The 14,428-nt window shown below is 74.4% G+C and carries 12 protein-coding genes and 1 pseudogene; 9 read left to right on the forward strand and 4 right to left on the reverse strand.

Annotated features, from left to right (window positions below; translation table 11 throughout):
* Positions 1-97: 97 nt before the first annotated feature.
* Together BU198_RS42775 and BU198_RS42780 are read right to left on the reverse strand one after the other, a co-directional pair.
* Entirely contained in the window at positions 98-1,240 is a 1,143-nt protein-coding gene (locus tag BU198_RS42775) for an NADH:flavin oxidoreductase (RefSeq protein WP_223245194.1), read from the reverse strand.
* 171 nt (positions 1,241-1,411) lie between these two features.
* Positions 1,412-2,368 (reverse strand): annotated as a pseudogene (locus tag BU198_RS42780) (helix-turn-helix domain-containing protein); the annotation flags it as partial.
* On the opposite strand from BU198_RS42780, the gene BU198_RS30975 reads away from it, so the two are divergent.
* Both BU198_RS30975 and BU198_RS30980 read left to right on the forward strand, forming a co-directional pair.
* Complete coding sequence (locus BU198_RS30975) at positions 2,367-3,284, forward strand: MBL fold metallo-hydrolase (protein ID WP_188300169.1); 918 nt, start codon at positions 2,367-2,369, stop codon at positions 3,282-3,284. The pseudogene BU198_RS42780 and the gene BU198_RS30975 overlap by 2 nt on opposite strands.
* A 53-nt stretch (positions 3,285-3,337) precedes the next feature.
* Complete coding sequence (locus BU198_RS30980; RefSeq protein WP_188300170.1) at positions 3,338-4,777, forward strand: carboxylesterase/lipase family protein; 1,440 nt, start codon at positions 3,338-3,340, stop codon at positions 4,775-4,777.
* Positions 4,778-4,874: 97 nt separating this feature from the next.
* On the opposite strand, the gene BU198_RS30985 is transcribed toward BU198_RS30980, so the two are convergent.
* Complete coding sequence (locus tag BU198_RS30985; RefSeq protein WP_188300171.1) at positions 4,875-5,459, reverse strand: TetR/AcrR family transcriptional regulator; 585 nt, start codon at positions 5,457-5,459, stop codon at positions 4,875-4,877.
* Positions 5,460-5,660: 201 nt separating this feature from the next.
* Here BU198_RS30985 and BU198_RS30990 point away from each other — a divergent pair, with 201 nt between their 5' ends.
* From BU198_RS30990 to BU198_RS31020, 7 genes are all read left to right on the forward strand, one after another.
* Positions 5,661-6,665: an agmatine deiminase family protein gene (locus BU198_RS30990; protein ID WP_317620394.1), complete on the forward strand. Its 1,005-nt coding sequence runs from the start codon at positions 5,661-5,663 to the stop codon at positions 6,663-6,665.
* Between the two features lie 30 nt (positions 6,666-6,695).
* Positions 6,696-8,342 (forward strand): ABC transporter substrate-binding protein, encoded by a 1,647-nt coding sequence (locus BU198_RS30995; RefSeq protein ID WP_188300172.1) that lies wholly within the window; start codon positions 6,696-6,698, stop codon positions 8,340-8,342.
* Positions 8,339-9,298, forward strand: a complete 960-nt coding sequence (locus BU198_RS31000; protein ID WP_188300173.1) for an ABC transporter permease — start codon at positions 8,339-8,341, stop codon at positions 9,296-9,298. The genes BU198_RS30995 and BU198_RS31000 overlap by 4 nt, the downstream gene beginning before the upstream one ends.
* Positions 9,295-10,149, forward strand: coding sequence for an ABC transporter permease (locus BU198_RS31005; RefSeq protein ID WP_188300174.1), 855 nt, complete (start codon positions 9,295-9,297; stop codon positions 10,147-10,149). The genes BU198_RS31000 and BU198_RS31005 overlap by 4 nt, the downstream gene beginning before the upstream one ends.
* A gap of 14 nt (positions 10,150-10,163) precedes the next feature.
* Positions 10,164-11,189 carry an ABC transporter ATP-binding protein gene (locus BU198_RS31010; RefSeq protein WP_188300175.1) on the forward strand — a complete coding sequence of 342 codons (1,026 nt, stop codon included), beginning with the start codon at positions 10,164-10,166 and terminating at the stop codon, positions 11,187-11,189.
* Positions 11,182-11,979, forward strand: a complete 798-nt coding sequence (locus BU198_RS31015; RefSeq protein ID WP_188300176.1) for an ABC transporter ATP-binding protein — start codon at positions 11,182-11,184, stop codon at positions 11,977-11,979. The genes BU198_RS31010 and BU198_RS31015 overlap by 8 nt, the downstream gene beginning before the upstream one ends.
* A gap of 267 nt (positions 11,980-12,246) precedes the next feature.
* Positions 12,247-13,461: an agmatine deiminase family protein gene (locus tag BU198_RS31020; protein ID WP_188300177.1), complete on the forward strand. Its 1,215-nt coding sequence runs from the start codon at positions 12,247-12,249 to the stop codon at positions 13,459-13,461.
* 49 nt (positions 13,462-13,510) lie between these two features.
* Here BU198_RS31020 and BU198_RS31025 read toward each other — a convergent pair whose 3' ends face one another.
* Positions 13,511-14,158, reverse strand: a complete 648-nt coding sequence (locus BU198_RS31025; RefSeq protein ID WP_188300178.1) for a TetR/AcrR family transcriptional regulator — start codon at positions 14,156-14,158, stop codon at positions 13,511-13,513.
* Between the last annotated feature and the right edge of the window lie 270 nt (positions 14,159-14,428).

A 14,428-nucleotide genomic window follows, 5' to 3' on the forward strand; every position in this document is an offset into this window, starting at 1 on the left:
CCTCCGGGCGCCGCCGGGCGCCCAGGCGCCCCACCCTCGCCGCGTAGCGCGGCCAGGGCCCGGCTCGCGGTGCGAGCCGGGCCCTCGGGCACGGTGGTCAGCTCAGGGTGCGGATCGCGGCGGCGTCGTAGGGACGCAGGTCGGCGAAGCGGCCGGAGAGGACCTTGGCGGCCCACTGCGGGTCCTGGAGGAGGGCGCGGCCGACGGCGACCAGGTCGAACTCGTCGCGCTCCAGCCGGTCGAGTAGGTTGTCGATGCCCTGGACCGCCGCGCCCTCGCCCATGAAGGCGTGGACGAAGTCACCGTCGAGACCGACCGAGCCGACGGTGATGGCGGGGCGGCCGGTGAGCTTCTTCGTCCAGCCGGCGAGGTTGAGGTCCGAGCCGTCGAACTCGGGGACCCAGTAGCGGCGGGTCGACGCGTGGAAGGCGTCGACGCCGGCCTCGGCGAGCGGGGCGAGGATCGCCTCCAGCTCCGCGGGGGTGTCGGCGAGGCGGGCGTCGTAGTTCTCCGACTTCCACTGCGAGTAGCGGAAGATCACCGGGAAGTCCGGGGAGACGGCCGCACGCACCGCGGCGACCAGCTCGGCCGTGAACTTCGTCCGGGCGACCGGGTCGCCGCCGTAGGCGTCGGTGCGGCGGTTGGTGCCCGCCCACAGGAACTGGTCGAGCAGGTAGCCGTGCGCGCCGTGCAGCTCGACGCCGTCGAAGCCGATCCGCTCGGCGGCCGCGGCGGCCTCGGCGAACGCGCCGACGACGGCGTCCAGGTCCGCCCGGGTCATCGCCCGCCCCGTCCCCTCGGTGCCGTCCAGCCGGATGCCGGACGGGCCGATCGCGGGGGCGTCGGCGAACGGCGGGTCGCCCTGCTTGCGCACCATGCCGATGTGCCAGAGCTGCGGCACGATGGTGCCGCCCGCCGCGTGGACGTCCTCGGCGACCCGGGCCCACCCGGCCAGCTGCTCCTCGCCGTGGAAGCGCGGGATGGTGTCGCTCTGGCCCGCGGATTCGTGGCCGACGTACGTTCCCTCGGTGACGATCAGGCCGACGCCCGCGGCGGCGCGGCGGGCGTAGTACGAGCGCACGTCCTCGCCGGGGACGCCGCCCGGGGAGAAGGCGCGTGTCATCGGCGCCATCGCGATGCGGTTGGGCACGGTCAGCCCGTTGATCGTGACGGGCCGGGACAGGATCCCGGCCGCGCGGGAGGCGGCGGACTCGGTGACGGATGACTCGGTGACGGTCATGGGGATTCCTCGCGGAGAGCGGTGGTGTGCGCCGGGACGGGAACGGTCGCCCCTGCCAACCGCCTGGGAGGGCCCCGCATTTCGCGGCCCGTGCGAATCCCGCTGTGATCCGCGCCACTGCGCGCCGGCGGCCGCGCTCCCGAGGCCGCTCGTCCGGCCGAGGAGGGCGAGGGCCCGGCTGGAGGAGGAACCGGCGGCGGTGTACACGATGAGCGCCTGGTCCGGTGACCGGGCGATCGACAGCATCTGCTGGGTCACCGTCACCGGGCCGACGACGGGGTGGTGCAGTCGGTGGGCGTCGGTGTCGCACGGGGCCACCCGGTGGTCGCCCCACAGGGCGACGAACTCCGGGCTCCTCATCGTCAGTTCGCCGATCAGCCCGGTGAGCAGCGGGTCCTCCGGGTGGCTGCCGACGGCGGTGCGCAGATTGCCGACCACCGTGCGCGCCTTGCGCTGCCAGTCCGCGTACAGCTCCCGGGTGTGCGCGTCCAGGAAGAGCATCCGGCTCAGGTTCGGGCGGCCCGCCGGGTCGTCCGGGCCGCCGAAGTCCAGGTGCCCGGCCAGCAGGGCGTGCCCGAGGGCGTTCCAGGCGAGCACGTCCGTACGGCGGCCGAGCACGACGGCCGGGACGCCGTCGAGGGCGCGGAGGAGGTCACGGGTCTCGGCCGCGAGCCGCTCGGGTCGCGGGCGGCTCGCCCGGGGCGCGTGGCGGGCGGCGGCGGCGAGCCGGTCGAGGTGCCCGCGCTCGTGGTCGCCGAGCAGCAGGGCACGGGCGATCGCGTCGAGCACCTCGGCCGAGGCCCCGCGGGACAGGCCCTGTTCCAGCCGGGTGTAGTAGGAGACGCTGACGCCCGCGAGCTGGGCCACCTCCTCGCGCCGGAGCCCGGCCACCCGTCTGCGGGGCCCGAGTTCGCGCAGGCCGACGTCCTCCGGCCGCAGTCGCGTCCGTCGGGCTCGGAGGAAGGCGCCGAGAGGTCCGGGTCCGTTCATCCGCCCAGTATTCGACGCGCGGCGCGGTCCAGCCACACCCTGCGAGGGGTAGGAAGGGCCGGGTCTGGCGGGTGCCGCTCCGGGGGCCCAGGCTCGGTCCCAGTCGGCCGCGTGCCCCAGACCAGAGGACGGACCCATGGATCGGAACCCGGAACAGATCACCCTCGGTGACGTGACCGTCACCCGGATCAAGGAGTTCTACGGCTCGGCCGGGCTCTCGCCGGGACGGTTCTTCCCGGACAGCCCGGACGGCTCGTGGGAGGAGCACCGCGCCCGGCTGGTGCCCGACTTCTGGGACCCGGTGGCGGACGAGTGCCGGACGGCGGTCCAGTCCTGGCTGCTGCGCAGCGAGGGGCGCACGATCCTGGTCGACACCGGGGCGGGCAACCACAAGGAGCGGCCGTACGCGCCGGTGTGGAGCCGGCTGGACACGGACTACCTCGGCAACCTCGCCGCCGCCGGGGTGCGGCCCGAGGACGTCGACCTCGTGGTCAACACCCACCTGCACGTCGACCACGTCGGCTGGAACACCCGCCTCGACGGGCGGACCTGGGTGCCGGCCTTCCCCAACGCCACCTACCTGATGACCCGGCGGGACTTCGAGTTCTGGGACCCGGCCAACGAGCACCGGAGCGTGCTCGGCCGCGGGAACCAGAACGTCTTCGAGGACAGCGTCGCTCCGGTCCACCGGGCCGGGCTGACCCACCTGTGGGAGGGGTCGTACCGGATCGACCGGAACCTGCGGCTCGACCTCGCGCCCGGGCACACTCCCGGTTCGTCCGTGCTCACCCTGGAATCCGGCGGTGAGCGGGCCCTGTTCGTCGGGGACCTGGTGCACACCGCGCTCCAGATCGCCGAGCCGGACACCAACTCCTGCTTCTGCGAGGACCCGGCGCAGTCCCGCGTCACCCGGCACCGGCTGCTCGGCCGCGCCGCGGAGCACCACGCGCTGCTGTTCCCCGCGCACTTCGGCGGCCGGGGCGCGGTGGAGGTCGCGCGCAACGGGCCGAAGTTCGCGATCAAGGAGTGGGCGGGCTTCTCCCGCATCTCCTGATCTCCCACCGGCCCTTCGTCCCCCGTCCTTCCCGGAAGGGAATCGTGCGTCCCATGCCCCGACAGGAAGAACCGGTCGTCCGGACCCCGGCGGGAGCCGTGCGCGGCGTCCGGAGCGGATCCGGCGAGCGCTACCGCGCCCTGCCCTACGCGGTGGCACCGGCCGGCGCCGGCCGCTTCGCCCCGCCCGTACCGCACCCGGGCTGGTCCGGTGTCCGCGACGGCACCCGGCCCTCGCCCACCGCCCCGCAGCCGGCCCGCGCCTTCGAACGGCTCGACGCGAGCCCCTACTTCGGCCCCGGCTGGGCGCCCGGTGCGGAGTACCTGACCGTCGACGTCCACACGCCCGGCGCCGACGGCGGCGGGCGCCCGGTCATGGTCTTCGTGCACGGCGGCGGGTTCATCGCCGGCTCGAACCGGGCCGCCCTCTACGACGGCGGCGCGTTCGCCCGCGACGGCGTCGTCCTCGTGACGGTGAACTACCGGCTCGGCGTCCCCGGTTTCCTCGGTCTGCCGGGTGCTCCGGCCAACCGCGGGCTGCTCGACGTGCTCGCCGCACTCGGCTGGGTGCGCGACACGATCGCGGCGTTCGGCGGCGACCCGGGGAACGTCACGGTCTTCGGGGAGTCGGCGGGCGCGACGCTGGTCTGCGCGCTGCTCGCGGCGCCGGAGGCCGTCGGCCTGTTCCGGCGGGCGATCGTCCAGAGCGGCAGCGGCACCGGCGCGTTCACACCGGAGCAGGCCCACCGGGTCACCGTCGCCACGGCCGCCGCGCTGGGCGTCGAACCGACGGTGGAGGCGTTCGCCCCGATCCCGGACGAGCGCTTCCTGGCGGCGCTGCCCGCGCTGGCCGGCCTCGACCTGCGCACCGCCACCGCCACGGACCCGCTGGCCGGGCTCAGTCCGTTCGGCCTCGTCCTGCCGGTCCAGCCCGCGGACGCCCTCGCCGACGGCCCGGCCAGTGGCGTCGACCTGCTCATCGGCACCAACACCGAGGAGGGGAACCTCTACCTGGTGCCGCAGGGCGAGCTGGAGTCCACCACGGAGGCCGACGTCCGGGCCGTCGCGGCCCGGCTGCTGGCGGATCCGGAGGCCTTCCTCGCCGCCCACCGCGCGGCGCGGCCGGACGGCACGCCGGGCGAACGGCGCTCCGCCGTGCTCGCGCACGCCCTGTTCGAGGCCGGGACGACGCGCATCGCGCGGGCCCACGCCCGGATCTCGGGCGGCCGCACGTACCGCTACTCGTTCGGGTACCGTTCGACGGCCCTGGACGGGCGGCTCGGTGCCGCCCACACCATCGAGCTGCCCTTCGTGTTCGACCTCGCGGACGAGCCCTGGCTGCACGGGCCCGCCGGCCTGCTCGGCCCCGGCCCCGCCCCGGCCGGACTCGCCGCCCGGGTGCACGGTGCCTGGGTCGCGTTCGCCGGGACGGGGAACCCGGGCTGGGCCGCCTACGACCTCCGGCGGCCGGTGGCGGAGGCCCTTGGCGGCTGAGCGGTCGCCGGCCCGCCTCGCTCCGCCCGCCGTCGCCCGTCGCCTGCCGTCGTCCGGCAGGACCGGCGGGCGCTGGGCTGTCGCAATGACTGAAAAGTCAGTCAATCTCGCGCCGCAGCTCGGTGTCGACGGCGGTGCGCAGCAGCCGGCGCGCGTGGTCGAGCGGCAGCGAGCCGCTCAGCCACCGCACGCTGAGCCCTTCGACGAGGGTCGTGAGCCGCTCGGCGGCGGCCGCGTGCGCGGGGGCGGTGCCGGCCGGATCGGCCCGGGCGAGGAGCTCGGCGATGTCGTGCACCCAGGTGTGGGTGGTCCTCGCCAGTTCCTCGCGCAGGCTCGGTTCGAAGACCGCGGTGGCTCTCAGCTCGCCCCAGGCGGTGCTGTTCTCCCGCACCTCGGGGCTGTCCTGGAGCTCCCTGAGCAGGCTCCGCTCCAGGTCGGCCCTGGGGTCGTCGGCCCGGGGGGCGGGCTCCTCCTCCTCGTCGGCGGTGTAGTGGTCGGCGCGGTCGCTGATGAACTCCAGCGTCCGGCGCAGCAGGCCGGCCCGGTCGGTGAAGTGGTAGTAGATCAGCGAGGCGGACACCCCGGCCTCCGCCGCCAGTTCGCCCACCCGCAGCCCGCGTACGCCGCGCCGGGCGATCACCCGGGTCGCGGCCTTGAGTATTTCCGTCCGACGGTCCGACATGGTCGCCCACTCTACCCGGCTCCCAGGCTGGTCAGACAGATTCCTGATGATCGAGTCAGGATTTCACCAGAGCCTTGCCCCAAAAGCTTGACTGAATTTTCAGTACGGTAGAGGATGCGGGTCAACCTCCACCCCCTCCCTCCCGACCGGCCCGCGCACCGAAGCGCCGGGCCGGCCGGGCCCGATCAGAAGAGGTATCCCGTGACGTACCGAATGCCCGCGGAGTGGACCGAGCACGAGGGCTGCCTGATGGCCTGGCCCGTCCGCCCGGACCTGTGGGGCGACACCCTCGGCGAGGTGAAGCGCGAGTACGCGGCGGTCGCCCGCGCCATCGCGCGGTTCGAACCGGTGACCATGGTGGCGCCGCCCGGCCACGGCGACGAGGCGCGCACGCTCTGCGGCGAGGGCACCACCGTCGTGGAGCTGCCGACGGACGACTCCTGGTTCCGCGACTCCGCGCCGCTCTTCGTCCTCGACGCGGACGGCCGCCGGGCCGGCGTGGACTTCCGCTTCAACGCCTGGGGCCGCAAGCACAGCCCCTGGGACGCCGACGACCGGATCAGCGGCCTGCTGCTGGAGCACCTGGGCGTCACGGCGATCCGCTCCGGGATGATCCTCGAAGGCGGCGCGATCACCGTCGACGGCGAGGGCACGCTGATCACCACCGAGCAGTGCCTGCTCCACCCCAACCGCAACCCCGGGATGGACCGGCAGGAGATCGAGGACGAGCTGAAGGCCAGGCTCGGCGTCACCAAGGTCGTCTGGCTGCCGTACGGCGGGGCGCTGGACACCGAGACCGACGGGCACGTGGACGGCGTCTGCGCCTTCGTCGCGCCCGGCAAGGTCGTGGTGCAGCTCCCGGCCGACCCCGGACACCCGGACTACGTGCGGATGCGGGCCAACCGGGCCGTGCTGGAGCATTCCACCGACGCCCAGGGTCGGCCCTTCGAGATCGTCGACCTGCCGCAGTCCGCCTTCGTCGAGGTCGACGGCCGCGAGGTCGAGGTCGGCTACCTGAACTTCTACCTGGCCAACGGCGGCGTCGTCGTGCCGGTCGCCGACCACCCCGAGGACGCCGGGGCACTGGCCGTGCTCGCCGCCGCCTGCCCGGACCGCGAGGTCGTCGGCGTGCGCGCCCGGGTGATCGCCCACGGCGGCGGCGGCGTCCACTGCATCACCCAGCAGGTCCCGGCCGCCCACGCCTGACCGCCGCCAGCGAACGGAGAACACCCCCTCATGACTCCCACCGCGCCCGCGAGACGCACCCCCACCCGCCGGCGACTGGCCCTGACCACCGCGCTGCTCTCGGCCGTCGCCCTGGTCGCCGCCTGCTCGGGCCCGCCCCGGGGCGGCGCCGACCAGCCCGTACAGCTCTCCGCCGACACCCCGCCGGCCAAGGGCGAGCTCGACTCCTTCACCTGGGCCACCTACGCCGAACCGCCCACCCTGGACTACCTCCAGGCCTTCGACTACCCGCAGAACACCGTGCTCGCCAACGTCTGCGAGAGCCTGATGCGGTGGACCCCCCAGCTCACCCTGGCCCCCGGCCTGGCCGAGAAGGCCACCAACCCGGACCCGACCACCTGGGTCTACGACCTGCGCGCCGGCGTCCACTTCCACGACGGCACGGTGATGACCGCCGACGACGTCGTGTACAGCCTCGGCCGGCAGACGAACCCGGACAACGCCTCCGCCTGGGCCCAGGTGTTCCAGAACGTCGACTCGGTCAGCAGGACGGGCCCGCTCCAGGTCACCGTCAAGCTCAAGCGGCCCGACTCCCAGTTCCCGCAGTACATGGCGACCCCGGCCGGCGTCGTCGCGGCCAAGGCCGGGGTGGAGGCAGCGGGCAAGGACTACGGCACCGGCGGCAGCCTCGACTGCACCGGCCCCTTCGAACTGGGCACCTGGGCCAAGGGCCAGTCGATCGAACTCCGGCGCTTCGACGGCTACTGGGGCACCAGGGCCAAGTCGGCGAAGGTCGTCTTCAGCTTCCTCACCGACCCGTCCGCGCGCACCAACGCGCTGCTCACCGGCGACGTCGACGGCGGCTACCTGATCCCGACCGAGAGCTACGGCCGGCTGCGCGGGAGCGGCGCCGGCACGCTGTACTTCGGCGAGGGCCTGAGCACCGTCAACCTCAACGTCACCGACATGCGGGGCCCGCTCGGCGACCTCCGCGTCCGCCAGGCGCTCTCGCTGGCCCTCGACCGCTCGGGCTTCGTCAGGACCGGCCTGGCCGGCGCCGGCACCGTCACCGGCTCGCTCACCACCAGGGCCGCCTGGGCGGGCGCCCCCGACGACGTCCGGCAGACGGCCTTCGCCCACCTCACCCCGACCGCCCAGGACATCGACCGGGCCAGGGGCCTGGTCAGGGAGGCCGGCGCCGAGGGCAGGACGCTCACCGTCGCCACCAGCACCATCGGCCAGGACGTCTCGCTGCTCGCCACCGCCGTCCAGGCCGCCGGAGCGAGGATCGGCCTGGACGTCCGGCTGAAGACGATCGCCCCGAACGCCTTCACCGCGCTGTTCACCGACCCCAAGGCCCGCGAAGGCCTCGACCTGTTCCCCGAGACCTACTACGACTCCGTCACCGACCCGCTCGACCTGCTCGCCAACTTCAGGACCGGCGCCTACCAGAACTTCGCCGGTTACAGCGACCAGGGCTACGACGACCTCGTCGACCGGGCCACCGCCGAGTACGACCCGGCCAGGCGCGGCGCGATCGAGGCCGAGCTCCAGCGGACCGCCTCCGAACAGCTGCTGTGGATACCGGTCGCCGAGTGGCCCACCGCCGTCTTCCTCAACAAGCGCATCACCGGCGCCCCCACCACCATCGCGTACCTGTACTACCCGTGGGCGGCCGACGTGGGAGCCGCACGGTGAACTTCCTGAGATTCGCCGCCCGGCGACTGCTGGAGATGGCCGCGACCCTGCTCGGCGCCTCCTTCGTGGTCTTCGGCGCGATGTACCTGGCACCGGGCAACCCGGCGAGCTTCCTGCTGTCGGGCCGGTCGGCCTCCCCGGCCGCCCTCCAGGCGATCAACGACCAGTACCACCTGGACGACCCCTTCCTGGTCCGGTACGTCCGCTGGCTCGGCCAGGTGCTGCGGGGCGACTTCGGACGCTCCCTCACCTACCGCACCGACGTCTCCGAACTGCTCGCCGACCGCCTGCCCGCGACGCTGACCCTGGTGGCGATGGCCCTGGTCGTGGTCGTCGTCATCGGCCTGGCGCTCGGCTGGATCGGCGCGGTGCGCGGCGGCGCGACCGACACGGCGATCCTGCTCTCCACCACGCTGGCCGTCGGCACCCCCTCCTTCGTCGCGGCCGTCCTGCTCCAGGGCCTGTTCGCGGTCAAGCTGGGCTGGTTCCCGACCAGCGGCACCGGCGACGGCGTCGTCGACCTGCTGTGGCACCTCACCCTGCCGGCGATCGCCCTCGCGCTGTACCTGATCGGGATGCTCGCCCGGGTCACCCGCTCGGCGATGCTGGACGCCCTGGAGGGCGAGCACGTCACCGTCGCCCGCAGCCGCGGCGTGCCCGAGCACGAGGTGATCCGCCGCCACGTGTTCCGCAACTCGCTGGGCACCGTGCTGACCACCGGCGGCCTGATCGTCTCCACCCTGCTGGTCTGCACGATCCTGGTGGAGTCCGCCTTCAGCATCGGCGGCATCGGCCAGCTCCTCGAACTGTCCACCACCACCAAGGACTTCCCGACCGTCCAGGCCATCTCCCTGCTCATCGTCGCCCTGTTCATGACGGTGAACCTGGTCGTCGACCTGCTCCACCCACTGGTCGACCCCAGAGTCGCCCTCGGCACCAGGAGGTCCGGCGCATGACCGTCGCCCTCACCCGCCGGCCCGGCCTCGGCCGCCTCAGGGCCGCCCGCGCCCCGCTCCACCTCGCGTGCCTGGGCATCGTCGCCCTGGTGGTGCTCGCCGCACTGCTCGCACCGTGGATCGCACCGGACGACCCCAACGGCGTCGACCTCGGCAACGCCCTGGCCGGCCCCTCGTCCGACCACCCGCTCGGCGTCGACGCCGCCGGCCGCGACACCCTCTCCCGGCTGCTGCTCGGCGCCCGCACCTCGCTGCTCGGGCCGCTCGGCGTGGTCGCCTTCTCCACCGTCGCGGGCGTCGTCATCGGCGTCGCCGCCGGCTGGCGGGGCGGCCGGCTCGACTCCCTCCTCTCCCGCAGCACCGAACTGGTCTTCGCCTTCCCCGGCATGCTGCTCGCCGTCCTGATCGTCTCGGTGTACGGGGAGGGCCTGCTCGCCCCGGTCATCGCCCTGGCGGTCGCCTACCTGCCGTACGTCTCCCGGCTCACCCGCTCGCTCGTCCTCGCCGAACGGGCCCGGCCCTACGTCGCCGCCTACCAGGTCCAGGGCCACTCCACCGTGCAGATCTGCCTGCGGCACGTCCTGCCCAACATCGCCCCGATCGTCCTCGCCCAGTCCACCGTCAACTTCGGCTACGCCCTGATGGACCTCGCGGGCCTCTCCTTCCTCGGGCTCGGCGTCCCCGCGCTCACCCCCGACTGGGGACGGATGGTCTTCGACGGCCAGACCGCGATCCAGCGCGGCTACCCGCTCTCCGCGATCCTGCCGTGCGTCCTGATCGTGCTCACCGTCGTCGCGTTCAACGTCGTCGGCGAGCGATGGGCCGACCGCGTCGCCCGGAGGACCCCATGAAGCCGGGAGAACACATGAAGCCGGACCGTGCGCATCCGGAGAAGCGCCTGCACCCGGAGAAGCCCGTGCATCCGGGGAACCGGGTGAACGCCCTCGACATCCGGGGCCTGCGGCTCCGCCTGCCCGGCACCGCCCGGCCCGTCCTCGACGGGATCGACCTCACCGTGGGCCCCGGCGAGACCGTCGCCCTGGTCGGCGAGTCCGGCTCCGGCAAGAGCCTCACCTCCCGCAGCGCCCTCGGCCTGCTGCCGTCCGGCGCCACCGCCGAAGGCAGCGTCCTGGTCGACGGCGAGGACGTCCTGACCATGGGCCCCGACCGGCTGCGCGCCCTGCGCACCGGACGGGCCGCCATGATCTTCCAGGATCCCCGGGCGGCCATCAACCCGCTGCGCCGCGTCGGCGACTTCCTCACCGAGAGCGTCCGCCGCACCGGCGCCATGGGCCGGGAGGACGCGGACCGGCGCGCCGCCGAACTGCTCGACGCCGTCGGCCTCGGCCCGGAACTGCTGCGCCGCCACCCGGGGCAGCTGTCCGGCGGCATGCTGCAACGCGTCATGATCGCCGCCGCGCTGATGGGGGACCCGGTCCTGCTGCTCGCCGACGAGCCCACCACCGCGCTCGACGTCACCAGCCAGGCCGAGGTCATCGCGCTCCTCGGCCGGCTGCGCGAACGCTTCGGCACCGGCCTGCTGTTCGTCACCCACGACCTCGGGCTCGCCGCCGCCATCAGCGACCGCGTGTACGTCATGTACGCCGGGCGGATCGCCGAGACGGGCCCCGCCGCAGCGCTGTTCGAACGGCCCCGCCACCCCTACACCGCCGCGCTGCTGGCCGCCACCCCCGGGCTCGACCCCGGCAGCGGCCGGCTCGCCGCGATCGACGGCCAGCCACCGGACCTGCGCCAGGCGTCGGCGGGCTGCGCGTTCGCCGACCGCTGCCGGTACGCGACCTCCCGGTGCCGGGAGCAGGCCCCCGAACCGCGGGGCGAACACCCGGTCGCCTGCCACCACCCGCTCGAAGGGAGCCGCGCCGATGCCTGAGGCCGTACTGGAGGTCACCGGGCTGTGCCGGAGCTTCGGCACCGTACGGGCGGTGGACGACGTCTCCTTCACCCTCGCGGCCGGCGGCTCGCTCGGCATCGTGGGGGAGTCGGGCTCGGGCAAGACCACCACCGCCCGGATCGTGGTCGGCCTCGAACAGGCCGACCAGGGGAGGGTCACCGTCCGGGGCCGGGCCCGCGGCGCCAGGGCGCGGGGGAGGGCCGAACGGCTGGCCCGCGCCCGGGAGGTCCAGATGGTCTTCCAGGACCCCTACCTCTCGCTGGACCCGCGCACCAGTGTCGAGGCCGTGCTCGGGGAGACCCTGCGGTTGCACTTCCCCGGCACCGACCACGCGGCCAGGATCCGGGAGCTCCTCGACCAGGTCGGCCTCGGCACCAGGGCGGCCGACGCGCTGCCCCGGCAGCTCTCCGGCGGCCAGCGCCAGCGCGTCGCCATCGCCCGGGCCCTGGCCGTCCAGCCGGCCGTCCTGGTGCTGGACGAGGCGGTCGCCGCACTGGACGTGTCCGTGCAGGCGCAGGTCCTGAACCTGCTCGCCGACATCCGCGAACGGACCGGCATCGGCTACCTGTTCATCACCCACGACCTCGGCGTCGTCCGCTGCGTGACCGACGACGTCATCGTGATGCGCCACGGGGCGATCGTCGAATCCGGGCCCACCGCCCGGGTCCTGGACTCGCCGCGGCACGCCTACACCCGGCTGCTGCTGGAGTCCGTCCCCCGGCCCGGCTGGGATCCCGACCGGATCGCCGCCGCGCGCCGGGCTCTGTAGGGCGGGTCCGACGGTTCGGGTCGGATCAGGGCGCGGTGTCGGGGTGCGGCCATCGCGTGCCGGTGGTGGGGGCGCCTCCCGGCCGGAACCGTCGGACACGCCCTGGGCCGGCGACGGTGGGACCTGCCGGACCGGGGCCGCCCGGCGCCGGTCGCGGTCGATCCACGAGGGGATTCCCCCGGACGGCGGATGCGTGCCGCGCCTGATCCTGACCTGTCCGTCAGTAGCCTGCGGAGCCGGACCCGACACCGAACGGAACGAGGCCCCATGGCGCACCCCCGGCCGTCCCGCCGCTCCCTCCTGCGGTCCGGAGCCGCGCTCGCCGCGCTGGCCCTGGCGGGCTGCTCCTCCTCGGACGGCGACGAGGGGGCGCCGGGCCCCAGCGGCACGGCCTCGGGCGCGTCCGGCAGTCCGGCGTCCGGCAGCCCGACGGCAGGCGGCCCGGCGTCCGGCGGCCCGGCGTCCGGCCGGTGGGTGATGCCGGCCGAGTCGCACCCGCACACCCGCACCTTCATGGCCTGGCCCGCGCTGGAGGAGGTGTGGGGCGACCAACTGCCCGGCGTCCGGCAGGACATCGCGGGGCTGGCCCAGGCCGTCGCCGGCTTCGAGCCGGTGGTGCTGCTGGCCCGGCCCGACCAGGCCGACCAGGCCCGGCAGGCCTGCGGCTCCTCGGTCGAGGTGCTCGACCTGATGGTCGACGACCTGTGGGCCCGGGACACCGGCCCGACCTTCGTCACCGGCCCGCAGGGCCTCGCCGGGGTCGACTTCCACTTCAACGGCTGGGGCGGCAAGCAGACCCACGCCAACGACGCCCAGGTCGCCCGCGACCTCCTCGCCCACTACGGCATCACCCGCCTCCAGGCGCCGGTCACCGGCGAGGGCGGCGGCATCGAGGTGGACGGCGAGGGCACCCTGATGGCCACCGAGAGCTCCTGGGTCAACGACAACCGCAACCCCGGTACGTCCCGCGACCGGATCGAGGCGAGCTTCAAGGAGTTGCTCGGCGTCGACAAGGTCATCTGGCTGAAGGGTGTCGCTGGGCAGGACATCACGGACTGCCATGTCGACGCCCTCGCCCGCTTCGCCGAGCCGGGCACCGTCCTGCTGCACCGCCCGGCGGCCGACACCCCGCCGGACGTCTGGACCACCGCCGCCGAGCAGGCCGTCCAGGTGCTGGGGTCCGCGACCGACGCCAGAGGCCGCGCGCTCAAGGTGGTCGACCTCCCGGAGCCCGACTTCGACCTGATCCGGGGCGAGGGCAAGAACTTCCTCGCCACGTACATCAACTACTACGTCTGCAACGGCGGCGTCATCGTCCCGCGGTTCGGGGACCGGAGCGCCGACGACCGGGCGGCCGGCCTCATCGGGGACCTCCACCCCGGCCGCAAGGTGACCCAGGTCGCCATCGACCACATCGCCGCGGGCGGTGGGGGCATCCACTGCGCCACCCAGCAGCAGCCGGTCGCGACCGGCGCCACGTGAGGTGAACCGGGCGGGGGCCGGTGGGCCCGCCACGCCTCCCGTGGCCCGGTCAGGCCTCCGGTGACGTGGGGGCGGACAGCGAGTCCAGCAGGGTCCGCAGCACCCGCCCGGCGTCCACCGTCCCGTCGAGCGAGCCGATCGCGGCGAGTCCGTCCACGGCGGCGGCGAAGGCCTCGCCGAGGGGGACGGGGTCGGCGCCGTCGCCGCGCTCCTCGGCCAGGCGGCGGAACAGGCGCACGAAGGCCGAGCGCCAGCGCGCGTACTCGGCCTCCAGGCTCGCGCGGACGCGTTCGTCGTTGAGGGCGAGCCAGTGCAGGGCCGCGTGCAGGCGCGCCAGGTCGGGGCTCTCGGGCCGGGTGAGCAGCGCCAGGACCCGTTCGGCGCGCTCGGCGTAGCCGCCAGGGCCGGCGACCGCCTCCTCCAGCGGCGTGATCCACTCGGGCCGGATGTCCTCGACCACCGCGACGATCAGGTCGGTGCGGTTCGCGAAGTGGTAGTGGCACATCCCGTGCGAGACCCCGCAGAGCGCGGCCACGTTGCGGGTGGTGAACCGCCCGGCGCCGTCGCCCGCGAGCAGGGTGCGGGCCGCGGCGACCAGCCGGGCCCTGGTCTGCTCGCCCTTGGCGGAAGCCCGCGTCCGGCCGGTGCCGCCCGGCTCGGCGGCGGTTCCCGGAGCTGTGCCTGCCTGTGTCGCCATGGCCGTCACTGTAACGACCGGGGGAGGGCGGCAGGGGCGGATCGGGGACGATGCCTGCGCAAAGTATTGACCGAGCGCTTGGTCAGTTTTACCGTTTCGGTCAACTGCTCCACCAGCAGCGGACTTTGACACGGAGGTAGTGATGGCGGACAGCTCCAGACCCCACCCGGCGATCGACGGCGGGCTCGGCCGGCGCCGGTTCCTGACGGCCCTCGGGCTCACCGCCGCCGGCACCGCGCTGACCGCCGCGACCGGCGGGCCGGCCCGGGC

The sequence above is a fragment of the Streptomyces sp. CBMA156 genome (genome assembly GCF_014596515.1).
Classification (GTDB): Bacteria; Actinomycetota; Actinomycetes; order Streptomycetales; family Streptomycetaceae; genus Kitasatospora.

Excerpts from the sequence above, each read along its gene's own strand:
- BU198_RS42775 (WP_223245194.1), bottom strand. The coding sequence starts at position 1,240 with ATGACCGTCACCGAGTCATCCGTCACCGAGTCCGCCGCCTCCCGCGCG.
- BU198_RS30975 (WP_188300169.1), top strand. The coding sequence starts at position 2,367 with ATGGATCGGAACCCGGAACAGATCACCCTCGGTGACGTGACCGTCACC.
- BU198_RS30980 (WP_188300170.1), top strand. The coding sequence starts at position 3,338 with ATGCCCCGACAGGAAGAACCGGTCGTCCGGACCCCGGCGGGAGCCGTG.
- BU198_RS30985 (WP_188300171.1), bottom strand. The coding sequence starts at position 5,459 with ATGTCGGACCGTCGGACGGAAATACTCAAGGCCGCGACCCGGGTGATC.
- BU198_RS30995 (WP_188300172.1), top strand. The coding sequence starts at position 6,696 with ATGACTCCCACCGCGCCCGCGAGACGCACCCCCACCCGCCGGCGACTG.
- BU198_RS31005 (WP_188300174.1), top strand. The coding sequence starts at position 9,295 with ATGACCGTCGCCCTCACCCGCCGGCCCGGCCTCGGCCGCCTCAGGGCC.
- BU198_RS31010 (WP_188300175.1), top strand. The coding sequence starts at position 10,164 with ATGAAGCCGGACCGTGCGCATCCGGAGAAGCGCCTGCACCCGGAGAAG.
- BU198_RS31015 (WP_188300176.1), top strand. The coding sequence starts at position 11,182 with ATGCCTGAGGCCGTACTGGAGGTCACCGGGCTGTGCCGGAGCTTCGGC.
- BU198_RS31020 (WP_188300177.1), top strand. The coding sequence starts at position 12,247 with ATGGCGCACCCCCGGCCGTCCCGCCGCTCCCTCCTGCGGTCCGGAGCC.
- BU198_RS31025 (WP_188300178.1), bottom strand. The coding sequence starts at position 14,158 with ATGGCGACACAGGCAGGCACAGCTCCGGGAACCGCCGCCGAGCCGGGC.